Annotated in this window: 18 protein-coding genes; 9 read left to right on the top strand and 9 right to left on the bottom strand. The window is 68.0% G+C overall.

From position 1 onward, the window contains the following. Window position 1: 1 nt before the first annotated feature. Complete coding sequence (locus H8S61_RS14535; RefSeq protein WP_186939475.1) at window positions 2-1,333, bottom strand: MFS transporter; 1,332 nt, start codon at window positions 1,331-1,333, stop codon at window positions 2-4. Between the two features lie 496 nt (window positions 1,334-1,829). On the opposite strand from H8S61_RS14535, the gene H8S61_RS14530 reads away from it, so the two are divergent. From H8S61_RS14530 to H8S61_RS14515, 4 genes are all read left to right on the top strand, one after another. Next, window positions 1,830-2,246 (top strand): RNHCP domain-containing protein, encoded by a 417-nt coding sequence (locus tag H8S61_RS14530; RefSeq protein WP_366458512.1) that lies wholly within the window; start codon window positions 1,830-1,832, stop codon window positions 2,244-2,246. Next, window positions 2,246-3,316, top strand: coding sequence for a ribosome small subunit-dependent GTPase A (rsgA, locus tag H8S61_RS14525; RefSeq protein ID WP_186939517.1), 1,071 nt, complete (start codon window positions 2,246-2,248; stop codon window positions 3,314-3,316). Before H8S61_RS14530 ends, rsgA begins: the two co-directional genes overlap by 1 nt. Window positions 3,317-3,414: 98 nt before the next feature. After that, window positions 3,415-3,657 (top strand): FitA-like ribbon-helix-helix domain-containing protein, encoded by a 243-nt coding sequence (locus tag H8S61_RS14520; RefSeq protein WP_160943207.1) that lies wholly within the window; start codon window positions 3,415-3,417, stop codon window positions 3,655-3,657. Continuing rightward, window positions 3,654-4,073: a type II toxin-antitoxin system VapC family toxin gene (locus tag H8S61_RS14515; RefSeq protein WP_255466636.1), complete on the top strand. Its 420-nt coding sequence runs from the start codon at window positions 3,654-3,656 to the stop codon at window positions 4,071-4,073. The genes H8S61_RS14520 and H8S61_RS14515 overlap by 4 nt, the downstream gene beginning before the upstream one ends. A gap of 62 nt (window positions 4,074-4,135) precedes the next feature. On the opposite strand, the gene H8S61_RS14510 is transcribed toward H8S61_RS14515, so the two are convergent. The 3 genes from H8S61_RS14510 to ahcY all read right to left on the bottom strand — a co-directional run bounded on the left by H8S61_RS14510 (window position 4,136) and on the right by ahcY (window position 7,624). Then, window positions 4,136-5,302, bottom strand: coding sequence for an iron-containing alcohol dehydrogenase (locus H8S61_RS14510; RefSeq protein ID WP_186939474.1), 1,167 nt, complete (start codon window positions 5,300-5,302; stop codon window positions 4,136-4,138). Window positions 5,303-5,393: 91 nt separating this feature from the next. Beyond that, complete coding sequence (locus H8S61_RS14505) at window positions 5,394-6,230, bottom strand: SDR family oxidoreductase (protein ID WP_186939473.1); 837 nt, start codon at window positions 6,228-6,230, stop codon at window positions 5,394-5,396. Between the two features lie 134 nt (window positions 6,231-6,364). Then, window positions 6,365-7,624, bottom strand: coding sequence for an adenosylhomocysteinase (gene ahcY / locus H8S61_RS14500; protein ID WP_186939472.1), 1,260 nt, complete (start codon window positions 7,622-7,624; stop codon window positions 6,365-6,367). A 365-nt stretch (window positions 7,625-7,989) separates the two neighbouring features. Here ahcY and H8S61_RS14495 point away from each other — a divergent pair, with 365 nt between their 5' ends. Then, the gene (locus H8S61_RS14495) at window positions 7,990-9,324 is read left to right on the top strand and encodes a glycosyltransferase family 2 protein (protein WP_186939471.1); all 1,335 of its coding nucleotides are present in this window, start codon (window positions 7,990-7,992) and stop codon (window positions 9,322-9,324) included. A 150-nt stretch (window positions 9,325-9,474) separates the two neighbouring features. Here H8S61_RS14495 and H8S61_RS14490 read toward each other — a convergent pair whose 3' ends face one another. After that, window positions 9,475-10,206: a double zinc ribbon domain-containing protein gene (locus H8S61_RS14490; RefSeq protein WP_366458509.1), complete on the bottom strand. Its 732-nt coding sequence runs from the start codon at window positions 10,204-10,206 to the stop codon at window positions 9,475-9,477. Between the two features lie 639 nt (window positions 10,207-10,845). Between H8S61_RS14490 and H8S61_RS14485 the strand changes: the two genes are divergently transcribed. The 3 genes from H8S61_RS14485 to larC all read left to right on the top strand — a co-directional run bounded on the left by H8S61_RS14485 (window position 10,846) and on the right by larC (window position 13,354). Further along, window positions 10,846-11,874: a substrate-binding periplasmic protein gene (locus tag H8S61_RS14485; protein WP_186939469.1), complete on the top strand. Its 1,029-nt coding sequence runs from the start codon at window positions 10,846-10,848 to the stop codon at window positions 11,872-11,874. Between the two features lie 149 nt (window positions 11,875-12,023). Further along, complete coding sequence (gene larB, locus H8S61_RS14480; protein WP_160943221.1) at window positions 12,024-12,803, top strand: nickel pincer cofactor biosynthesis protein LarB; 780 nt, start codon at window positions 12,024-12,026, stop codon at window positions 12,801-12,803. Beyond that, window positions 12,800-13,354 carry a nickel pincer cofactor biosynthesis protein LarC gene (gene larC / locus H8S61_RS14475; RefSeq protein ID WP_186939468.1) on the top strand — a complete coding sequence of 185 codons (555 nt, stop codon included), beginning with the start codon at window positions 12,800-12,802 and terminating at the stop codon, window positions 13,352-13,354. The genes larB and larC overlap by 4 nt, the downstream gene beginning before the upstream one ends. A 161-nt stretch (window positions 13,355-13,515) precedes the next feature. Here the strand turns inward: larC and H8S61_RS14470 are convergent, their stop codons facing one another. The 4 genes from H8S61_RS14470 to H8S61_RS14455 form a co-directional block, all read right to left on the bottom strand. Further along, complete coding sequence (locus tag H8S61_RS14470; protein WP_186939467.1) at window positions 13,516-14,445, bottom strand: SufB/SufD family protein; 930 nt, start codon at window positions 14,443-14,445, stop codon at window positions 13,516-13,518. A gap of 48 nt (window positions 14,446-14,493) precedes the next feature. Then, window positions 14,494-15,270: an ABC transporter ATP-binding protein gene (locus H8S61_RS14465; RefSeq protein WP_160943224.1), complete on the bottom strand. Its 777-nt coding sequence runs from the start codon at window positions 15,268-15,270 to the stop codon at window positions 14,494-14,496. A gap of 363 nt (window positions 15,271-15,633) precedes the next feature. Then, window positions 15,634-18,633: an insulinase family protein gene (locus tag H8S61_RS14460; protein WP_186939466.1), complete on the bottom strand. Its 3,000-nt coding sequence runs from the start codon at window positions 18,631-18,633 to the stop codon at window positions 15,634-15,636. 225 nt (window positions 18,634-18,858) lie between these two features. After that, window positions 18,859-20,367 carry an FAD-dependent oxidoreductase gene (locus H8S61_RS14455; RefSeq protein WP_186939465.1) on the bottom strand — a complete coding sequence of 503 codons (1,509 nt, stop codon included), beginning with the start codon at window positions 20,365-20,367 and terminating at the stop codon, window positions 18,859-18,861. Between the two features lie 323 nt (window positions 20,368-20,690). Here H8S61_RS14455 and H8S61_RS14450 point away from each other — a divergent pair, with 323 nt between their 5' ends. Continuing rightward, window positions 20,691-22,013 (top strand): Fic family protein, encoded by a 1,323-nt coding sequence (locus H8S61_RS14450; protein WP_186939464.1) that lies wholly within the window; start codon window positions 20,691-20,693, stop codon window positions 22,011-22,013. Window positions 22,014-22,031 lie beyond the last annotated feature (18 nt).

The following is a 22,031-nucleotide window of genomic DNA, read 5'->3' as shown; positions in this document are numbered from 1 at the left end:
CCTAGTCGTTGCGTCGCCGCTGCGCGCGGATGAACGGCAGCACGGCGAACGTCAGCAGCGCCACGACGGCGCCTCCCAAGAAGATGAGCGACGACGGCGTGAACCCGTCTCCCACCACGCCGAACCCGATGGCGCCCGACGTGGCGCTCAGGGTCGAGCCGATCCACGGCCCCACGAGCATGGGGATGAGCACCGCCATGAAGATGCGGACGCCCTGGAACGCCCCCACGTAGCCGGCGGGCGTGTTGTTGCGCACCTCGGCGCCGAAGCACGCCACCGCGCCCAGGTACCCGCACAGCATGAGCACCGAGCCGACGAACACGCCCGCCGCGCTCGTGAGCAGGGTGAGCACGAGGCATCCCGCCACGAACAGCGCGAGCGGCACGACGACCGCGCGCAGGAACCCGCGGCGATCGACCCGCTTGCCGTACAGGATGGTGAACACGGCCGCGATGACGATGCCTGGGGCCATCACGAACACGTAGTTCTCGCCCAGGATGTAGGGAAGCCGCAGGTACAGCACGTAGTAGGGCATGAACACCTGCAGCGCGGTGGCGAACACGAGGTAGGCCAGCAGCACGAGGTAGAGCATCCGGTGCTCGGACACCGCGCGCGGGCGGAAGCCGTAGCGCACGTTGTCCAGGTAGCCGCCCGCCTGCGTGCGCTCGGGGCGCGAGTCCTGCATGAGCAGCACCACCACGATGCCGAGCACCACCACGGCCACGCCCACGATGGTGAAGAACAGCGGGTAGTCGTAGGTCACCGTGCCGTCGGGCCGCACGATCATGAGGAACATCGCACCGCCGAACACGGCCAGCATCGCCAGCAGCGGCATGGCCGAGTTCACGCCCTCCACCTTGCCGCGGTTCTTCTCGGTGGTGATGTCGGTGACCCACGCGTTGAAGCACGAGTCGTTCGCCAGGCTGCCGAAGAACGTCATGACGCAGTCGAACACGATGGTCAGCGTCACGCCGAACGCCATGGCCGCCGCCGCGGTGCCGGCCAGCGCGAGCGAGATGGTCTGCAGGTACGCGAACACGATGATGGACGCGCCCCAGAGGATGGTGCCTGCGCCGATGAACGCCTTGCGCCTGCCCACGCGGTCCGACCACGCGCCCACGAACAGGGTGGTGGCCGCCGCGGTCAGCGCCGAGGCCGACACCATGAGCGCCACATCGGCGAGCGACGCGTTGAACACGTCCTGGATGAACAGGTTGAAGAAGTTGTTCTCGAGCGCCCAGGCCACCTGCCCGAAGAACGACAGCAGGATGATGAGCGTCCACGTTTTCCTCGTCAGGCCGGGGTGGGGCGAGGAGGTCTTTTCTGCATGCATGGCGGCGTCGATTCTCTCGAGGAAAACAACCTGGTGCCATCCTACCGGATTCCCGCCCGCCGCGCACGCCTTCCTTGCCGCGCTTCGCCTTCGGCTCGCGAGCCGTCCCTCCGCGATCGGCGCTTTGCCATCCTGAGCGGGGAAGCGGGCCGAAGGGTCCCGCGCTGCCTGGCAGGGGCGCATGCGGTTGGCACCGTGCCTTCTGGCAGAGATTCCGAGGTCTTTGCCGCGTGGCCTTCCCCGGGCTCGCGCCGCCCGACAAGGTGGTCGCCCGCGCGCTGCGCGACGCGCGGCGGGCGAGGCTCCCCGGGCCCGCGCTTGCGGCCCTCCGCCTTCCTGTGGTATAAACGGCGGCGTCAACACAACTTGAGGAGCATGACTTTTGTCACAAGGATGTAGCGTGGAGCTTGTCGCAAGCCGGGAGGTTTGCGAGCGTTAGTCTCCGCCGGAACCTCCCAAACAGGGCAACGACCATCAACGTTTTGGGAGAACCACCGTGGAAAAATATAAGAGAGGCAGCGCCTTCTACCAGGCTCATGCCTGCATGGACAGCTTCATCTGCAAACAGTGCGGCCGCCTCGTCACGCCCGACGAGGCGGGAAGCCGCCATCGCAACCATTGCCCCCACTGCCTGCACAGCCTGCACGTCGACGAGCGGCCCGGCGACCGGGCGTCCGTGTGCGAAAGCGTCATGGAGCCCATCAGCGTGTGGGTGCGCAACGGCGGGGAATGGGCCATCGTGCACCGCTGCAAACGCTGCGGGCACCTGAGCTCCAACCGCATCGCAGCCGACGACAACCCCGTCAAGCTCATGTCCATCGCCGTGAAGCCGCTGGCAGAGCCGCCGTTCCCTCTCGAGGGGCTCGGGGCGGACGCATGCGGCACGCCAACGCGCGAAGGGGGCGAGGCGTGATGGCGGCCGTCGACTTGCGCGCCTACGGCGTGACCGACGCGCTCATGCAGCGTGCGCGCGAGGCGTCCGGCGTCGAGGACCCCGTCGTGGGACGCGTCCTGTCCCAGGCCCACGAGCTGTATCGCGTCGTCGGCGCGCAGGGCGAGCTCTTCGCCGAAGCGGCGGGCAGGCTGCGCCATGCCGCCCGCTCGGCCGCCGACTTCCCGGCGGTGGGCGATTTCGTCCTCATGGACCGCGCGGACGACGCGGGCGGGCGCGCCATCATCGGGCAGGTGCTTCCGCGCACGAGCGCCTTCGTGCGCAAGGCGGCAGGTGCAACGCTCGAGCGGCAGGTGGTGGCCGCGAACATCGACACCGCGTTTCTGTGCATGTCGCTCGTCGGGGATTTCAACCTGCGGCGCCTCGAGCGCTACCTGACGCTCGCGTGGGAAAGCGGGGCGGTGCCCGTCGCGGTGCTGACGAAGGCCGATGCGTGCGACAGCTTGGAGCGGCGGCTGCGCGCCGTGCAGTCGGTGGCCTTCGGCGTCGACGTGCTGGTCGTGTCGTCGATGGAGGAGGGCGGCTGCGAGGCCGTGCGCCCCTACCTGCGCCCCGGCAGGACCGTCGCGCTTCTGGGTTCGTCGGGCGTGGGCAAGTCGACGCTGGTCAACCGCTTGCTGGGGGAGGACGTCCTCGAAACGCGCGCCGTGCGCGCCGATGGCCGCGGCCGTCATGCCACCACGCGCCGCCAGCTCGTGCTGCTGCCGGGCGGCGGCCTCGTGATGGACACGCCCGGCATGCGCGAGCTGGGGCTGGGGGACGCCGCCGAGGGCCTCGAGCAGGGGTTCGCCGACGTGGAGCGCCTGTTCGCCTCGTGCCGGTTCTCGAACTGCACCCACGCGTCCGAGCCGGGGTGCGCCGTCTACGAGGCCATCGCGGACGGCGAGCTGTCCGAGCGCCGCTGGCAGGCGTACCGCAAGCTGAAGGCCGAAACCGCGTTCGCCGAGGACAAGGCCGGCTACCTGGCCCAAAAGGAACGGAAGTACAAGGATATCTCGAAAGCCGTCAAACGCCTGCCCGCGAAGCGCTGAGGTGCCGATCGCACCGCCGCTCTTCGGTTCCCCTCCCCGTTTGCAACCAGATGATATCGATGATATCATCTGGTTGCGCTTCAAGAGAAAGGATCGCCATGCCGGACCTGCTCATTCGAAACCTCGATCACCGCGCCAAGGACGCGCTTGTCGCGCGCGCGGCGAAGAACGGCCGCTCCCAACAAGCCGAGGCGCGGGCGATCCTCGAATCCGCTTTGCAGCCTGAACCGCGCGACTGGGTGTCGATGCTCCGGAGGGCCGCTGCGTCGGCGGACGGCCTCGAGATCGAAGCTCCCGAGCGCCATCCCGCTCGCACGTTCGACGCAGCGGGCTGGCTATGAGGTACGTTGCCGACACGAACGTGGTTTCGGAGCTGATGAAACCTCACCCATCGCCTGACGTCGTCGACTGGTTCTTCGATCGCGAAGGGGAGGTGTACCTTACTTCGGTAACCGTCAAAGAGCTGTACTTCGGCATGCTGCGCCTACCGGAAGGAAAGCGCCGCCGACTCTTGGAGGAGGCCATCTCGGCAATCGTCATGGATTGCTCGGACAAGACGTTCCCCTTCGATGCGTTCAGTGCGTTTCTGTGCGCGCGCCTGCACGATCGCGCCCTTTCGAGCGGTCGCGTACCTACGATCGAAGACCTGATGATCGCCTCGATATGCCAACGCAACGAGGCGGTCCTCGCTACGCGCAACGTGCATGATTTCGATTATCTCGGCATCGAGATGGAGAATCCGTTCGAGCCTCGATAGGCGGGCGGGGCGACACGAGCGCTTCCCATGCCGCCCCGCCCCGCTCGTGACGTTGTGCTCACCTACTTGCTGGCCCTCAGCACGGCCACGATCTCGTCGCGGTCGAGCACGTGGTAGCCGCCGTCCATGACGAACGAGCCGTCGGCGATGCCGTCGATCATGTCGTCGGTCACGCCCAGCTCGGTTATGCTCATCACGAGCCCGATCTCGCGCATCCAGTCCTCCATGCGCTCGAGCCCCTCGGCGGCCGTCTGCTCGTCGGTCTTGCCGGCGGCGTCCACGCCCCACACCGCGGTGGCGAACCGGGCGAACTTCGGCAGGCCGTAGGGCATGAGGAGGCGGTAGTACGCCGGCGAGATCGCCGACAGCGTCATGCCGTGCGTGGCGTCGGTGTACGCGCCGATGGACTGGCCGATCATGTGCACCATCCAGTCGGTGGTTTTGCCCTTCGCGATCAGCGTGTTCAGCGCCCAGGCCGCCGTCCACATGATGTTGCTGCGCGCCTCGTAGTCCTCCGGGTCCACCGCGGCGATGCGCGACGAGTGCACGAGCGAGCGCATGAACCCCTCGGCCAGGTAGTCCGAGGTGTTGTCGTCGTCGCCCGAGAAGTACTGCTCCAGGATGTGCGACATGATGTCGAAGATGCCGGCGACCATCTGGTAGCGCGGCACGGTGAACGTGAGGCGCGGGTTCAAAACGGCGAACCTCGGGAAAACCTCCTCGCCGAACACGTGGCCGATCTTCTGCTTCGTCGCGCGGTTCGTGATCACCGAGCCGCCGTTCATCTCGGAGCCGGTGCCCGTCATGGTCAGCACGCTGCCCACGGGGATGATGCGGTTCTCGGGCTCCTCGAGGCGCGCGAAGTACTTCTCCCACGGGTCCTCGTCGCACCAGGCCGACACGCTCACGGCCTTCGCGTAGTCCACCGTCGAGCCGCCTCCCACGGCCAGGATCAGGTCGACGTCGTTGTCGCGCGCCACCGCGCAGCCTTCCAGCAGCTTCTCCACGGTGGGGTTCGGCATGACGCCCGGCACCTCGAACACCTCCTTGCCGCACCGCGCGAGGATGCCGCGCACCTCGTCGTACAGGCCGGTCTTCTTGATGGAGCCGCCGCCGTATGCCAGCAGCACGCGGTCGCCGTAGCGCGCCAGCTCCCCGTGGAGGGAGTCGAGCGCGTCCTCGCCGAAGTACAGCTTGGTGGGGTTGACGTAGCTGAACGTTCCTAACATGTGCATCTCCTATCGCGAATCATGATCGTGCGTCCGTTGCTTCGACGCCTATCATGAACCCTGGAGCGCGCTCCAAGTCAAGCGGAACTTTCTACATCGTGTCCCAGGGGTGGTCCTGCTTGTACTCGTGGACGTCGGCCCACATGCCCGAGCGGATGGAATAGCCGCCGTCGCACACGACGGCCTGGCCGGTGATGTTGCGCGCCAACGGGCTGGCCAGGAACAGCACGGTGTTCGCGATGTCCTCGGCCGCGCCGTAGCGCTTGAGGGGCGCGTGGCGCTTGAGCATGTCGAACTGGAACTGCACCGACTCGTTCGTCGCGGCGTACGCGAGCACCTGGTCGTTGAGGATGGAGCCGGGAACCACGGCGTTGCAGCGCACGCCCCTGTCGCCGTACTGCACGGCCACCGAGCGGGTGAGCGCGTTGACGCCGGCCTTGCAGCAGGCGTAGGCGGCCGTGTTGTCCTCGGCCACGAGCGAGGCCGTGGAGCTGACGTTGACGATGGCGCCGCCGCGCTCGAGCAGGTGGGGCAGGCTGTGGCGCACCATGAGGAAGGTGCCGCGCATGTTGACGGCGAAGACGCGGTCCCATGTCTCGACGTCCGTCTCGGCCACCTGGCCCTCCTTGAGCTGCATGAACCCGCTGTTGACCACGATGTCGAGCTTGCCGTAGCGGCTCACCGCGCCCTCGACGAGCGCGACGATCGCGTCCTCCTGGGCGAGGTCGAATTCCGCGAACGCGGTGTCGAAGCCGCGCTCGTTCAGCTCGTCGGAGCGCTGCTTGCCGGCGGGGTTGATGTCGGCCATGACCACCTTGGCGCCGTTCTCCGCCAGCTGCGCAGCGATGGCGAGGCCTGTGCCGCCCGCGCCCGCCCCCGCGGCCCCGGTCACGATGGCGACCTTGCCGTCCAATGCGTAATCGACCATGTCAAACGCCTCCTTCTGCGGGCGTTCCAGGCGCCCGACGCGGGTTTGCCGTCCATCTCGCAGTATAGGCGAAAAAAGAACCCGGCGCGTCGCGGCGCCGGGTTCGTTACCTGCAGGGGAGGGGGCTTCGGCCCTTACAGCGTCTCGAAGTTCCAGGAGCTCATGTACGCGATCTGCTCTTCCGTGAGCTCGTCGATCTCGATGCCGAGCGTCTCCAGCTTCACGCGGGCCACGCCGTCGTCGATGGCGGCCGGCACGTCGTACACCTTGTTCTCCAGCTCGCTCGCGTGCTGGAACAGGTACTCGGCGGCCAGCGCCTGGTTCGCGAAGCTCATGTCCATCACGCTGGCGGGGTGTCCTTCGGCGCACGACAGGTTCACGAGGCGCCCCTGCGCCAGCACGATGACCGTGCGGCCGTCCGGCAGCGTGTACTCCTCGACGAGCGGTTTGATCTCCTCTTTCTTGACGGAGTTCGCCTCGAGCCATTCGAGGTTGATCTCGGAGTCGAAGTGCCCCGAGTTGCAGATGATCGCGCCGTCCTTCATGTTCTCGAAGGCCGGGCCGTCCACCACCTTGCAGTTGCCCGTCACGGTCACCCACACATCGGCGAGGCGCGCCGCCTCGGCCGCGGGCATCACCTCGTAGCCCTCCATGTGCGCCTCGAGCGCCTTGAGCGGGTCGACCTCGCACACGACGACGCGCATGCCCATGCCCTTCGCGCGCAGGGCCAATCCGCTGCCGCAGTAGCCGTAGCCCGAGATCACGATGGTGCGGCCGCACAGCAGGCGGTTCGTGGCGCGCACGATGCCGTCGAGCGTGGACTGGCCGGTGCCGTAGTGGTTGTCGAAGCAGTGCTTCGTGTTGGCGTCGTTGATGTTGAACACGGGGTAGGCGAGGGTCCCCTCGGCTGCCATGGACATGAGGCGCACGACGCCCGTCGTGGTCTCCTCGGTGCCGCCCACCACGTGCTGCAGCTTGTCGGTGAAGCGCGTGTGCAGCGCCGTGTCGAGGTCGGCGCCGTCGTCCATGACGATCTGCGGGTCGGTGGCGATGACGGCCTCGATGTGGCGGTTGTAGGTGTCGGCGTCCTCGCCGGCGACGGCGAACACGTCGATGCCGAAGTCGCGCACGAGCGACGCGGCCGTGTCGTCCTGGGTGGACAGCGGGTTGGAGGCGCACAGCGTCACCTGCGCGCCGGAGGCCGTGAGCGCGCGCATGAGGTTTGCCGTCTCGGTGGTCACGTGCATGCAGGCGCCGATGCGCACGCCCTCGAGCGGCTTCTCGCGCTCGAAGCGCTCGCGGATGGACGCGAGCACGGGCATGTCGCGGTCGGCCCACTCGATGCGGGCGAGGCCCTCGTCGGCCAGCGCGATGTCTTTGATGTCGTAGTTCAAGGGTATGCCTCCGTTGACATAAGGGAACGTTCGATTCTCGATCTCTCAGATTATCATAGCCGGGCCGACCCATTTATGAAGTTCATATGCAGAACCTTTGTGAATACCGGTGATTTATCGCCTCAAATTCGGAAGAAACGGTAACGAACGGACTCGTTGTTGCCCCGAACGGCCGCCCACCCGCTATAATCTGTCCAGCTTGGAACGCATAGCAGCCCTCGCGTCATCGGCAGGGCTCGTCGGCGTTCCGCACAACCCTCAGACGAAACCGAACAACACCAAGGGGGGCGGAGCGCGACCCGCACAAGACGGGTGCGCGATGGCACGGTCGCCAAGCAGGTTCGCGGCCCGACAAAGGAGCAAAGGTGCTGGACCAGTTTTTTTCGCAGATCTCGTTCGTTGATATATTCAACTTCTGCGTGTTTCTCACGTTCACGATCTGCTACACGTATCAGCTGTACTACGTGTTCGTGGTGCTGACGCGTAAGCCCAAGGTTCTTACGGCGAAGAAGAACCACAAGTTCGCCGCGGTCATCTCCGCGCGCAACGAGAGCGCCGTCATCGGCGACCTCATCCACTCCATCAAGGTGCAGAACTACCCCTCCGAGCTCATCGACGTGTTCGTCATCGCCGACAACTGCACGGACGACACCGCCGAGGTGGCCCGCGAGGCCGGCGCCGTCGTGTTCCCCCGCACGAACGACAAGGAAGTGGGCAAGGGCTACGCGCTCGACTACGGCTTCCAGTGCATCCGCGAGCGCTACGCCGACAAGGGCTACGAGGCGTTCTTCGTGTTCGACGCCGACAACGTGCTGGACGTGAACTACTTCCGCGAGATGAACAAGACCTACGACAACGGCGCGAAGGCCTCCACCAGCTACCGCAACTCCAAGAACTACGACTCCAACTGGATCTCCGCCGGCTACGCCGTGTGGTTCCTGCGCGAGGCCAAGTTCCTGAACCAGGCGCGCCTCACGCTCAACACGAGCTGCGCCGTGTCGGGCACGGGCTTCTTCATCGCCGCCGACATCATCGAGAAGAACGGCGGCTGGAAGTGGCACCTGCTCACCGAGGACATCGAGTTCTCGGCGAACAGCATCCTCGAGGGCACGCGCATCAGCTACACGCCCACGGCTATCCTCTACGACGAGCAGCCCATCACGTTCCGCGACTCGTGGAACCAGCGCTTCCGCTGGGCCAAGGGCTTCTACCAGGTGTTCTGGCACTACGGCGCCCGTCTGGCGAAGGGCATCGCCGTGAACCCGAAGGGCGCGCGCTTCGCCTGCTACGACATGCTCATGACCATCGCGCCGGGCATGCTGCTGACCATCGTGTCGGTGCTGTTCAACGCCATCATCGTGTTCCTCAGCCTCACCGGCGCCATGTCCACGGGCATCATGGTGGCCTCGTCGCTGTCGTCCATCCTGTTCTGCCTGATGAACTACTTCATCTTTATGTTCATGTTCGGCGTGCTCACCACGTTCGTGGAATGGGATTCCATCCGCTCCACCACGGGCAAGAAGGTGCTGTACATGTTCACGTTCCCCGTGTTCATGATGACCTACATCCCCATCGCGCTCGTCGCGCTCGTGAAGAAGTGCAACTGGAAGCCCATCAAGCACAGCATCTCGGTGGACGTGGCCGAGCTCTCCGACGCCGCCAGCGCCGCTCCCCAGAAGCAGCGCGAGCGCATCATCTAGCGCTTCGACCGACAAGCAACACGTGAAAGCGGCGAGCCTCGGCCCGCCGCTTTTTTGTGGGCGCGACCTTCCGAAAGCGCGGAACCGCGCCGAAAGCCGTGCGCTTCGGGCGACGGTTTCGGTGACGTTCTCCTCATCGTGCAGGGTTCCTTACCAGACGCGGGCGAAGGTGAGACAGCGGACGGTTCGGGCGCCGGCGGCGCGGACGGCGTCGGCTGCGGCGAACAGGGTGGCGCCGGTGGTGTACACGTCGTCCACCACGATGACCGAGGGCGGCGCGCTCGCGCCCGGCAGGGGGATGAAGCGGCCTTCCATGTTCGCGAGCCGGTCGCGCCGGGCGAGGGCGCGCTGGTCGCGGTTGCGAGGGCGGGCGAGCAGGGGCGCCACGTCGAGCTCGAGGAGGGATGCCACGGCCGTCGCCAGCTCCTCGCCGTGGTCGAAGCCGCGTCGACGCCGTGCGGCGCCGGTGGCCGGCACGGGCACGATCGCCGGATGCTCGGAGCGCCACGACGGCGGCACCATCGGCGCCATGAGCGCGGCCATGGTCTCGGCGAGCCGCCGCTCCCCGGCGTCCTTCCAGGTGCGCACGATGCGCGCCGCGGCGTCGTCGTAGGCCACGGCGCTCGCGCAGGCGTCGAAGGGAGGCTCGTCGCGTCCGGTTGCGGCCAGCATCACGTCGTTGCACTCGCTGCACTGCACGCGCCCGAACGGCGCGCCGCAGCGCGGGCAGGCGCGCCACCAGTCGACGTGCCGCAGGTTGAGGCGGCACGCTGCGCACAGCACCTCGCCGGGCGCGTCGCACACGGCGCAGCGCGTGGGCCACAGCGTCTCGGCGATGGCCTCGGCCGCGCCGCGGCCATAGAGGCGCGTGGTCTGCGCCACGCGGGATCGGCGCGGGGGAAGCGGGCGCGCGAGGGCGCCGCTGCGCGGGCGCGGCGCGGATGAGAGGGCGGTTGCTGTGCGGGTCTTCGTCATCCTTCGAGGATAGCACGGGGCGTTCCACGCGCCGCACACCGCGCTCGCACGTGCGGCACCCGCCGTTCTCGCGCCGATCCCGCGCGGTTTCCCCGCCGATCCCCCGCGCTTCGCCCCCGTTTCCCCCGCGGATCCCACGCCGTTCCAACGCGCCTGCGCGCCCCTCGCACCCCATCCGCGCGCTGCCGCGCCCGCGTCGTTCGTGCGCATCCGGCGCGTTTCTCGCAGATTGTGAGGCGGCGCTTTCAGGCGTTTTCATGATCTGGTACACTGAATGGCGCTTCTTTCGAGTCTGTAGTTGCGGGTTTTTCAACCTCAGTCCACGGCAGATGCGGTCGAAAGGACCCACGTAAGCCACGCGGTTTCCGCGCGACGATCATGGCGTATCCTAGAGGTAAGCCGCACCGCCCGCGTATCGCGACATACGGTTGCGACGGGCGAGAGGGCAAGGCGCAAGCTGAGCTCCAGTGCGCGAGTGTGGGGGCAAAGACTAGGTCAGTCGAAAGAGGCAGCATGAAGATCAAGCTAGATGGAGGCTCACCGGTTATGAAGCGTTATAAAACGCTCGCGTCCTGCTGCATGGCGGTCGCGTGCATGGCAGCCCTGCTCGCCGTTCTGACGGGCTGCTCATCGCAGCAGAGCTACACTCCCCCCGAGAAAGCGGCCACGCTGTCGTCGCCGACCATCGGCAAGGACGGCACGTTGCGCGTCGGCGTGAACACCGACAACCAGCCCTTGGCGGGCCAGCCCGAATCGTCGTCCAAGATCGTCGGCATCGACGTGGACGTGGCGGCCGCGCTGGCCGACAGCTTCGGGTTGAAGCTCGAGATCGTCGACGTGGGGTCCGACGCGGAATCGGCGCTCAAGGAGGGGACCGTCGACATCGTCATGGGCATCGACAAGTCCGACAGCAGCACCTCGTTCTGGAAGTCGGACGCCTACCTGCCCACGGCCGTGGCGCTGTTCTCCACGCCTTCCAACACCCAGGTTCCCACGAACACCGCCGAGACGAAGATCGCCGCGCAGGTGTCGTCGAAGAGCGCCTGGGCGGTGACCAACGAGTTCGACAAGGCCGCCTTCTCCACGACCAACGACCTCAAGAGCGCTTTCGCCGAACTCGAATCGGGTCAGGTGCAGTACGTGGCGGCCGACGCCATCATCGGCACGTACGCGGCGCACAGTGCGGGCTACGACGTCCACATCGTGGCGCTCATGCAGCAGGCGGTCGGCTACGGCGTGGGCGTGTCCGACGCGAACACCGACCTCAAGCAGGCCGTTTCCGAGGCGCTTGCAACGCTGACCAGCAACGGCACCATCGACGTCATCGAGACGAAGTGGCTGGGCACCGCGCTCGACCTGTCGTCCACGCCGCTGACGGCCGGCGCCACCAAGTCGACGGACGCGAACACCGCCGACACGACGGACGAGCCCCAGGACGAGGGCGAGGGCGACAACGCCGACGACAACGTCGCGCCCGCCGACGACGGCAACGCCGATGCGCCCGCCGACGACAACACCGGCGACGAGGTGAACGCCGGCGAGAACGCCGTGCAGCCCGAGGACATCGCCGCCTAGCGACGGCATGCGCCAAACGTGCGAAAGCCCTGGATCGCGGAACCCGCATCCGGGGCTTTCTTCGTGACGGGGCGGCGAGGCGCTTGACTTGGAGTGCGCTCCAAGTGGTTCAATGGTCGACGAACGACAAGACGACGGAGAGGTTGAACATGGAGCAACGACAACTGCGCGAGCTGCTCGAGCGCGTTGCGGCGGGAGAGACGGCCATCGACGAGGCCGAGCGGGCGCTGCGCATCGCCCCGTTCACGGAGCTCGGCTACGCGACGGTGGACAATCACCGCGGTATGCGCCAGGGCGTGTCGGAAGTGGTGTACGGCGCGGGCAAGACGGCCGAGCAGATCGCGGGCGTGTGCCGCGCGCTCGTGGCGAACGGGCAGGAGCGCGTGCTGATCACCCGGCTCGACGCCGACAAGGCCGCCGCGGTCGAGCGCGGCCTGGAGGGCGCGTGCTCGCTGCCGTTCGCGTATCGCGAGGGGCCGCGCCTCGGCATCGTGGGCGAGGCGCCCGAGCCCGACGGCAACGGTCCCATCGTGATCGCCGCCGCGGGCACGAGCGACCTGCCCGTGGCCGAGGAGGCCGCCGTGACGGCCGAGATGCTGGGCAACGACGTGGTGCGCCTCTACGACGTGGGCGTGGCCGGCATCCACCGCCTGCTCGCGCACGCCGACGACATCGCGCAGGCGAGCGTCGTGGTGGCGGTGGCGGGCATGGAGGGCGCGCTGGCCAGCGTGGTGGGCGGCCTCGCGTCGTGCCCGGTGATCGCGGTGCCCACGAGCGTGGGCTACGGCGCCAGCTTCGGCGGCGTGGCGGCGCTGCTGGCCATGCTGAACTCGTGCGCTTCGGGCGTGTCCGTCGTGAACATCGACAACGGCTTCGGCGCGGGCTACCAGGCCCATATGATCAACCATGTGAAAGCGAGGACGGCATGACGACGTTGGTTTGGAACCTGGAGGAGGACGCCACCCGGCGCCATCTGCTGGCCGAGGCGCTGCTGCAGCTGCCCGAGGCGCGCCGCGTGCAGGTGCGCGCCGCCGCGGAAGCGGCCGGGGTGCCCGAGGGGCACCACCACGACCTGGGCGCGGTCAACGCCACCATCGACGCGCTCGACGCGAGCGAGCGCGTGAAGGACGACATGCGCGCGATCTACCGCATCCTCGCCGAGGCCGAGGCGACGGCGCACGGCTGCGCGGTGGAGGAGACGCACTTCCACGAGGTGGGCAACGGCGAGGCGCTGCGCAATGTGGCTGCCATCTGCCTGGCCGTGGAGGCCCTCGATCCCGACGAGATCGTCGCCACCCCCGTGCAGACGGGGCGGGGCACCGTGACGTGCGCGCACGGTGAGCTGCCCATCCCCGCACCGGCCACCGCGGCCATCATCGCCCGCGGCATCCCCACGTGCGAGCGCCTCCTGGAGGGGGAGCGCTGCACCCCGACGAGCGCCGCCGTCATCCTGCACTTCGTGGAGCGCTACGAGCGGTAGGCGCGCGCCCGGCCCGGCCCGACCCGACCCGACCCCCGAGTGTTTCACGTGAAACACTCGTTCGCGCAAACAAATGTTTCACGTGAAACATTCGAACGAAAAACGCCCGTCGATCCGCAAGGGGTTCGACGGGCGTTTCGGGTTCGGGAGCTCGGGTCGCGCTAGTTCAGGAAGTCCTCCAGGATCTCCTGCTCGGCTTCCTCTTCGGTCAGGCCGAGGGTCATGAGCTTCGTGATCTGGTCGCCGGCGATCTTGCCGATGGCGGCCTCGTGCACGAGCAGCGCGTCCTCGCTGGCGGCCTCGATGCCGGGGATGGCGGTCACCTTGGCATGCCCCATGATGATGGCGTCGCACTGCACGTGGCCGCGGCACTGCGCCTCGCCGATGACCAGCGGGTTGAAGATCTGCTTGGAGTTGTCCTGCGCCACCGAGCGCGAGATCACCTGTACGCTGGAATCGTCGCCTTTGAGCTCCACCTTCATGTTCGAGGTGGCCACCTGGTCGTCGTGCGTCAGCAGCTTCTCGGTCAGCACGAGCTTCGCGCCCGCGCCCAGCTCGGCGTTCGTGTCGCGCACGGTGGACGACACGCCGCGCAGCTGCGTGAGCTCCATCTCGCAGCTCGCGTTCTCCTCCATGACGACGTTCGTCACGGGGTTCAAAATGCGCTCGCCGGTGCCCGTGCCCTCGCCGTAGTGCTTCTCCACGTACTTCACGTGGCTGTTCTTGCCACAGTAGAACGTGTGGATGCCGTCGTGCTCGGACGCCTGGTGGCTCTCGTTGTGGATGCCGCAGCCGGCGATGATGGTCACGTCGCAGTCGTCCTCGATGTAGAACGTGTTGTACACGACGTCCTTGAGGCCCGCCTGCGTGACGATGACGGGGATGTACACCGTCTCGCCCTTCGTGCCGGCCTTGATGCGGATGTCGATGCCGGGGTTGTCCGTCTTCGTGGCGATCTCGATGTTCGCCGACGAATGGCGCTCGACGAGCTGCCCGTCCTTGCGGATGTTGAACGCGCCCTTCGGCATGCCGTGTATGTTGGCGATCTCGGCGAGCAGCCCCTCGTCGATGGGGGAAAGGTCGACAGCCATGATGGCCTCCTTCGTGTGCGGTGCGGCGGGCGCGCGGCCCGCGCGGGGTTAGCAGGTGGTGGGGATCTCGGTGATGTGCAGCTCGGTGGGCGTGCTCAGCTGGCAGCCGGGGATGCCCTTCGCCACGAAGCCCAGCTTCGGCATGAGCTCGTCGGGCGTGCCCGTGTCCACCACCTTGCCGTCGCGCAGCAGCACGATCTCGTCGGCCAGCTGGATGATGCGCTCCTGGTGCGAGATGATCACGATGGAGCGGCCGTCGCGCGCCTCGTGGATGTCGCGGAACGTCTCGGTGAGGCGGTCGAAGCTCCACAGGTCGATGCCGGCCTCGGGCTCGTCGTAGATGGCCAGCTTCGGGTCGCGCGCGAGGATCGTGGCGATCTCGATGCGCTTCACCTCGCCGCCGGACAGGTTCTTGTCCACCTCGCGCGTGAGGTAGCTCGCCGAGCACAGGCCCACCTTGGCCAGGTACTCGTTGCACGCGAGCATCGGCAGCTTCTTGCCGGCCGCGATGTCGAGCAGCTTCTTCACCTTCATGCCCTTGAAGCGCGCGGGCTGCTGGAAGCCGTAGCCGATGCCCTTCTTGGCGCGCTCGGAGATGCCGAGATCGGTGACGTCCTCGCCGTCGAGCAGAATCTGGCCGCTCGTCGCGCGCTCGACGCCCATGATGAGCTTGGCCAGCGTCGACTTGCCGCCGCCGTTGGGGCCGGTGATGACCGTGAAGCGGCCGTCGGGGATGGTGAGGGACAAATCGTCGATGATGCGCTTCGTGTCCTTCGATCCGTCCGCGAGCGGCACCTCGAAGGTGAGGTTCTTCAGTTCCAGCATGATGCGCCTTCTCCGTCTCTTCTCGTCTATTTGATACTCTATTACTATCATTAGTGCGGCGCTCAGTCAAGCGCGGCCGCGTGCTCGGCGGGAGGCGCGTATCCCTCGGCCGTCAACGGCCGGGGCGATCCCCGATTCCGTCCGCATCGCACGCACTCGGTTCCAACCGCTTATTCTAGCTCAACCGTGCGCGGATGGGCCCCGAAAGTGCGCTTTCGTCCCGATCCTGCGTCGATCCGCGGTGAAAGAGAGGCGAACGGATGTTTCACGTGAAACATCGATGGGCGCACGCGCGGCCCCGAACGCGCCGCGGCCCCGGCGCAGGAGCGCTCGGGGCCGCGGCGGCGATGGAAGGCGGCGGGCTTACTCGTTCAGCAGGTCCACCACGGCGAGGCCGGCATCGGACGATTCGATGATGTCGCGGTTGCCGAACACGCACACGGCGTTCAGTGCGACGGCCTCGGCGATGGGCGCGGCCGTCGAGCGCAGCGTGGCGGCGTCCGCGTCGATCATCTGGGCGCGCGTCTCCAAGCGGCTCTCGGGGGTGCGCCCGCCGAAGAAGTCGCCGTCCTGGCGCCGCACGAGGGCGCGCGCTTTGAGCGGCGTGTCGAACCCTGCCACGGTGCTCACCACGTAGCCCTCCATCGCGTCGGCGGCGGGGTCGAACGCGGCGAGCCACTCCGATGCTCCGGCGAAGCGGGCCAGCGTGTCGTCGAGGTGCGGGTCGCGGTAGGAGTAGAAGCGCAGGTTGCCGGTGCGCGCCGTCTGGAAGCCCGCGCCGTACGCGCCGCCCTTGACGCGTACCTCGTTCCACAGGTAGTCGTAGGACAGCGCGCGCGCCGCCACCTGCCAGGCGCCCGTGTAGCCCGCGTCGAAGGCGCGGCGATCGAAGCCCTGCGCGGCGTAGCACACGTCGGTGGGCACGACGAACGCCTCGTTGAGCACGACGGGGTCGGGCGCGACGAGGCGCACGCCGTCCTCGGGCCGCGTGCGCCCGAGCGTCGCGCCCGCGGACGCGAAGCGCGCGTAGTCGTCGTCGGAGCCGGTGAAGCTCAGCGTCAGCGCGTTGTCGGCGAACAGGCGCGCGGCGAGGTCGGCCAGGCGCGCGGACACGTCGTCGGCGCGCTCGTCGAACGAGGCCAGCAGCTGCTTGAGGAAGCGGTAGAACCCGACGCCGCCCAGCTGCTCGCGCACCACGCCCGCCGGCAGGTAGTACGAGGCCAGATGCGCCATGGCGCTGGCGTGGCCCGCGTTCGCGAAGCCCTGCTCCATGCCGATGCGGCGCTGCTGCAGCACGTCCTTGATCTTGCCCGTGTCGGAGAAGTCCGTCTCCAGCATGATCTCGCGCGGCAGCTCGGCCAGCTCCCGCACGTTCTCGGTCAGCGCGCTCGAGCTCACGACGAACTTCGGCGCGAGCGCGGAGGGGTCGGCCTCGTCCTCGTAGATCTCGGCGAAGAACGAGAGGTTGCCCAGCTTGCCGTTGACGAGCGTGTCCAGCTCGGAGGCCGTGTGGCGCGCGGTGCCCAGCTTGCCCAGCACGAGCCCCAGCACGGCCACGTAGGGCAGCTCGTCGAACGCCACGCGGTCGAGGTCGAAGTAGCGGTAGGCGTAGGCGATGCCGCGCGTGGGAACGTCGTGGCGCAGCGTGGGGACATCCGCGCCCTCCACGAGGCCGTAGGCGGGCTCCTCGGGCGCCTCCCCGATGTCGGACACCGACAGGCGCGGCAGCGTGGCCAGCGCCTGGGGCGCGTCGGGCTCCTCCTGCAGGCGGCGCAGCGCCGCCTCCTCGTCGGCCACGCGCACGAAGTCCTCGGGCGCCATCGCGGCCTCGGCGGCGGCGAGGCGCGCTTCCTCGTAGGCGTCCTCGTCGCCGTCCACCGGGACGATCTCCACCTCGGCCAGGTGGTCGCTTTCCAGGAACACCTCGCGGATGAGCTGCTCGAAGTAGCCCTCGTCGAGCGCCTTGCGCAGAAACGCGAAGTCGTCCTCGTACTTGAGGTAGGACGTGGCCTCATCGTCGTCGTACAGCCAGCCGGCCAGCGCGCTCATGGACAGCGCCACGCCGTCGGCCATGCCGAAGTCGCGCTCGCGCATGACGAACTCGGCGCGCGACAGCGACGCCTCCACGAGCGTGCGGTCGAGCCCGCCGTCGGCCAGGCCGCGCAGCGTTTCCTCCACTACAGGGCGGAAGCGCTCGGCGCCGCCCTCTTCGAGCCCGCGCAGCTGGATGACGGCGAAGGGCTGCAGCAGCGAGTCGGCGAAGAACGCCAGCGCGTCGGCCGCCAGCCCCGCGTCGAGCAGGGCGCGCTTGAGCGGTGCCTCGTTCGAGCCCGCGATGGCGTCGATGAGGATGTCCACGGCCACCATGCGCGTGCGCTCGCGCGCGTTGCCGATGACGTAGCCCAAACCCGCGCACGCGTTCTCGGGCGCGGTGGCCATGTTCCGCTTCACGTCGAGCGCGCGCACGGGAGCCTGCTCGCGCAGCTCGTGGGGGCCGATCGGCGCGCCCTCGGCGTCGAGGCTCGCGGAGGCCGCCTGCTCGTCGGCGACGGGGGACAGGTAGCGATCGTCGAGGAAGGCCAGCATGCCGTTCAGGTCGACGTTGCCGTACAGCGTGAGGTAGCTGTTGTCCAGGCGGTAGTGGCGGCGATGCTCCTCGAGGAACTGCTCGTAGGTGAGGTCGGGGATGGCGCGCGGCGTGCCGCCCGACTCGAAGCGGTAGGCCGTGTCGGGGAACAGCGCCGCCTGCAGCTCGTCGTACAGCACCGAGTTCGGGTCGGACAGCGCGCCCTTCATCTCGTTGTACACCACGCCGTTCAGCACGAGGCGCGCCGATCCGTCCGCCGCCTCGGCGGCGGCCACGGCGTCGCCGACCACGGAGTCGCCCGCTTCGGCCTCCACGTCGCCGGCCAGCTCGTAGTGCCAGCCCTCCTGCTCGAAGATGGCGCGCTTGCGGTAGATGGCCGGGTGCAGCACCGCGTCGAGGTACACGTCGGTGAGGTTGAGCAGGTCCTGGTCGTTCGTGCTGGCCACGGGGTACATGGTCTTGTCGGGGAACGTCATGGCGTTCAAGAACGTCTGCATCGAGCTTTTCAGCAGGTCGACGAACGGCTCCTTGACGGGGAACTTGTCCGAGCCGCACAGCACCGAGTGCTCGAGGATGTGGAAGACGCCCGTGTCGTCGGCGGGCGGCGTCTTGAACGCGATGGAGAACGCCTTGTTGCTGTCGTCGTTCTGCAGGTACAGCAGCTGGGCGCCGCTCTTGTCGTGGTCGAGCACGTAGGCCGTGCCGTCGATCTCGGGCAGGTCCTCGCGCGTGCGCACGGTGAACCCGTGCAGCTTCTGATCAGGAGTGAGATCCATGCAGTGCCGCCTTTCCGTAGGAGCTCGCGGCCGGGGCGCGGCCGCGAGCGCGAGTTCGTGTGTCGACGTCTATGATAACGCGAACGGGCCGCTGCGTCGTCATGGTTCGCCGACGATCTGGAGAACCGTTGCGTAGCGGTCATGCGCCGCGGCGGGGCGCACGGCAAGAGGCCCGGCCCATCAGGGTCGGGCCTCTCGAGGGGAGGGGGCGTATGGTCTTCGTCGCTAGGCCGCGGGCGTCTCCGCAGCGGCGTTCTTCCCGGCGATCCGGCCCATCGTCATGGCGCACAGGACCGTCGCGCCGGCGGCGCAGTTCCACTCGCACACCACGCCGGCCGCGTAGAGTCCGGGGATGGGTTCGGTCGCCGAGCCGTTGGTCGGCCTCGTGAGCCTGAGGGCCTGCGCCCGCTCGTCCGTCCTGAAGCCGCCCATGGTCACCGACGTGCTCACCATGATGGGCGCGGCGTAGAACGGGCCGGTCAGGGGGATCAGCAGGTCGGCGGGGCGGCCGAAGTCCTCGTCCTTGCCCGCTTCGCAGAACCCGTTGTAGCGCTCCACCGTCGCCTTCGCCTTCGCGCCGTCGAGGCCCACCATCTGCGCGACCTCTTCCACGGTGTCGGCGGTGGCCCACTTCAGCGGGTACGTGGCCTGCATCGCCTCGAGCTCGGGCGTGGTGCCCAGCAGCGCGATGGGCGGGGTGCCCTGCTCGTTCTGCTTGCGCACGATGGCGCGGTGGCCGGTGGGGTTCTCGTAGTTCGTCTCCTCGTCGAAGAAGCGCTCGCCGTTCGCGTCGAGCCACAGGCCGTGCAGGCGCATGCCGTAGTTGAGGTTCACGATGCTGCCCGATTCCACGCCGGCCAGCGAGCTCATGAGCGGCAGGTCCGACACCCTCGTGGTGTAGGCGCCCAGCTCCATGGCCATGACGAGGCCGTCTCCCGTGGCGCCGGGGTTCGACCCGGGCATGAGGTTCGCGCACTCGGCGTTGAGGGTGCCCAGCAGGTCCGTGCTCCCGGCGAAGCTGCCCGTGGCCATGACCACGCCCTTGTTCGCCTTGAAGCGGACGGCGTCCTTCTTCTGCGTCGCCTCCACGCCGACGACGCGCCCGCTGTCGTCGGTCAGCAGCTTGGTCGCCGGGGTGTCGGTCAGCGTGGTCACGCCGGCCTTCTCCGCGACCTCGGCGAGGACGCGCATCATCTCGGCACCCTTGCCGTCCACCTGGTGGATGACGGGCAGCTCCGTGTAGCCGAAGCGGGGGGCCACCTCCTGCTCGAACGGCACGCCCAGCTCCTGCAGCCAGTCGATGGTCTCGCCGCTCTTGTCGGCCTCGACGCGCGCCACGGCGGGATCCTTCGGGCCGTACCATTCGGGGTGCCCCATGAACCACGCGTACACCTCGTCGGCGGTCACGTCGACGCCCTGCTCCTTGGCCAGCTTGGTGCCCCAGCCGCCCAGGATGCCGTCGCACAGCGTGGAGTCGCCTCCCACCGCGCCCGCCTTCTCCAGCAGCAACACGCTGGCTCCGGCGTTCGCGGCCTCGATGGCGGCCGCGAAGCCCGCCCCGCCGGCGCCCACGACCACCACGTCCGCCTCCTGGCTCCACGTTCCCTCGCCCTGGCCGCCCGAGGCGGCCGGCGCGCTGCATCCCGCCAGGAACGAGGATGCCGCCACTCCCATGGTCCCCGCAAGCGCGGCGCCGACGAATCCCCTGCGGGTCATGCTCTTCTCGCTGCTCATGTCTCCACTCCCTTTCAAGCTCTCTCCCTGATGCTTGCTCCCTTGCGGGCATCTGCCCTGGTGAGAAGGGTACGCGTTGCAAGAATCAACTGTCAATATCTAGAAAATTGATAGTTGGAACAGACGCGTCTCGCGGCGAACGAGATGAAAACCGTCGCGAAACCCCCACGTCGGGAGCGTGGAGGCGGGAAACGGGGGAGGGTTGCCACGCGCACGCGGCGCGGCGTATGATGAACTATCAATATCTGCTAGAACATGGATCGCGGTGCAGGCGGGCTCGAGCTGGGGAGGCGGGGCCCGCGACGGGCGATCCGAGGGGGGCGATGGGGATGCGGGCGGAAGCGATGACGGATGCGACGGTGCGGCAGATGGTGGCGCTGCTGCAGGACCCGGTGTTCTGCGGCTTGCGCACGCTCGTGGACGAGCATCCCCTGCCGCGGACGGAATTCGATGCGCTCGAGACGCCGGCGGCCCTCACGCGGGAGCAGACGTGGGACGTCCTCAACGCCCTGCGCCGCCAGACGGCCGTCGAGCTGCCGTTCCGCGACGGGGAGGGGAGATGCGGGTGGTACTATCCCACGCGCTCGATCGTGGCCGACCTCGACGACATCGACAAGCGCTGCCACGAGGGGTCGTGGCTCGATCTGGCCACGAAGGCGCGCAACACGACCTACTTCCTCGTGGAGGCCCACGTGGACGAGGCGATCGCCACCTTGCAGGAGGACGGGCTGAGCATCGGGTACGAGAAGGCGCGCGAGGTGCTGCTGGCCGAGCGCGATCCCGAGAGCTCCGAGGAGCGGCTGTTGCTGAACTGGCATCGGGCCGCCTGGGACCTCGAGGAGCTTGCCGACGCGCCCTGCACGCCCGACACGATCCTCGCGGTGTACGAGCGGGTGGCCTGCGGGGTTGAGGGGCAGACGACCCGCCCGTCGAGGCAGAGCTCGCGGCTGTGGAAGCGCAAGCAGCTCGACCGCCCGGCTGCGCTCGCGCTCGCGGCGAAGCTGATCGAGGAGAACAGCGGCGCCTACGACGAGCATCCGCTGCTGCTCGCGCTGGGCGTGCGGCACCTGTTCATGAGCGTCCTGCCGCTGCCGGCCTGGAACGGCATGGTGTGCTCGCTCATGATGAAGCTGCTGTTCAGGAAGACGCACCGGCCCGTCCTCGCGTTCGTCCCCATCGTGAAGGCGAGCCGGGAATGGGAGCGCGGCGCGCTTCGGCCGCCCGCCGTCATGTCGTCGGTGGCGGACGCCGAGGTGCTCGTCGGCGACGAGGTGGACTACACCATCCACATCAATGTGACGACGCAGCTCGTGCGCCGCAAGCTCGACGAGGTGGAGTCGGAGCTCAAGCGCATGCTCAAGCGCGACGAGGCCTTCGTGCGCGCGCTCCGCGACGACCTCGACATCAACCACCGGCAGCGCGCGGTGCTCCAGGTCGCCCTCAGCAACCCCGAGGCGGTGTTCCGCATCGAATCGCACCAGAAGACCCACCGGGTGGCCTACGCCACGGCGCGAGCCGACCTGTACGAGCTTGTCGACCTGGGCTTCTTGGGGCGCGTGCGCACGAAGCGCGCCTTCGAGTTCCCCGTCACGCCCGGCCTGCGCCAGCTGCTCATGGGCCCCGGAAGGAAAAACCGCCCCGCATAAGCGGGACGGCCGCAACCT

It is taken from the genome of Eggerthella hominis, assembly GCF_014287365.1.
Lineage (GTDB): Bacteria > Actinomycetota > Coriobacteriia > Coriobacteriales > Eggerthellaceae > Eggerthella > Eggerthella guodeyinii.
Note: the sequence above shows the minus strand (reverse complement) of the source record. Positions and strands in the feature narration are given on the sequence as shown.

Bases quoted from the DNA above. Each gene is read 5' to 3' on its own strand.
- H8S61_RS14535 (WP_186939475.1), bottom strand. From the start codon at position 1,333: ATGCATGCAGAAAAGACCTCCTCGCCCCACCCCGGCCTGACGAGGAAA.
- rsgA (WP_186939517.1), top strand. From the start codon at position 2,246: ATGGCGGCCGTCGACTTGCGCGCCTACGGCGTGACCGACGCGCTCATG.
- H8S61_RS14520 (WP_160943207.1), top strand. From the start codon at position 3,415: ATGCCGGACCTGCTCATTCGAAACCTCGATCACCGCGCCAAGGACGCG.
- H8S61_RS14515 (WP_255466636.1), top strand. From the start codon at position 3,654: ATGAGGTACGTTGCCGACACGAACGTGGTTTCGGAGCTGATGAAACCT.
- H8S61_RS14510 (WP_186939474.1), bottom strand. From the start codon at position 5,302: ATGTTAGGAACGTTCAGCTACGTCAACCCCACCAAGCTGTACTTCGGC.
- H8S61_RS14505 (WP_186939473.1), bottom strand. From the start codon at position 6,230: ATGGTCGATTACGCATTGGACGGCAAGGTCGCCATCGTGACCGGGGCC.
- H8S61_RS14485 (WP_186939469.1), top strand. From the start codon at position 10,846: ATGAAGCGTTATAAAACGCTCGCGTCCTGCTGCATGGCGGTCGCGTGC.
- larB (WP_160943221.1), top strand. From the start codon at position 12,024: ATGGAGCAACGACAACTGCGCGAGCTGCTCGAGCGCGTTGCGGCGGGA.
- larC (WP_186939468.1), top strand. From the start codon at position 12,800: ATGACGACGTTGGTTTGGAACCTGGAGGAGGACGCCACCCGGCGCCAT.
- H8S61_RS14470 (WP_186939467.1), bottom strand. From the start codon at position 14,445: ATGGCTGTCGACCTTTCCCCCATCGACGAGGGGCTGCTCGCCGAGATC.
- H8S61_RS14465 (WP_160943224.1), bottom strand. From the start codon at position 15,270: ATGCTGGAACTGAAGAACCTCACCTTCGAGGTGCCGCTCGCGGACGGA.
- H8S61_RS14460 (WP_186939466.1), bottom strand. From the start codon at position 18,633: ATGGATCTCACTCCTGATCAGAAGCTGCACGGGTTCACCGTGCGCACG.
- H8S61_RS14455 (WP_186939465.1), bottom strand. From the start codon at position 20,367: ATGAGCAGCGAGAAGAGCATGACCCGCAGGGGATTCGTCGGCGCCGCG.
- H8S61_RS14450 (WP_186939464.1), top strand. From the start codon at position 20,691: ATGGGGATGCGGGCGGAAGCGATGACGGATGCGACGGTGCGGCAGATG.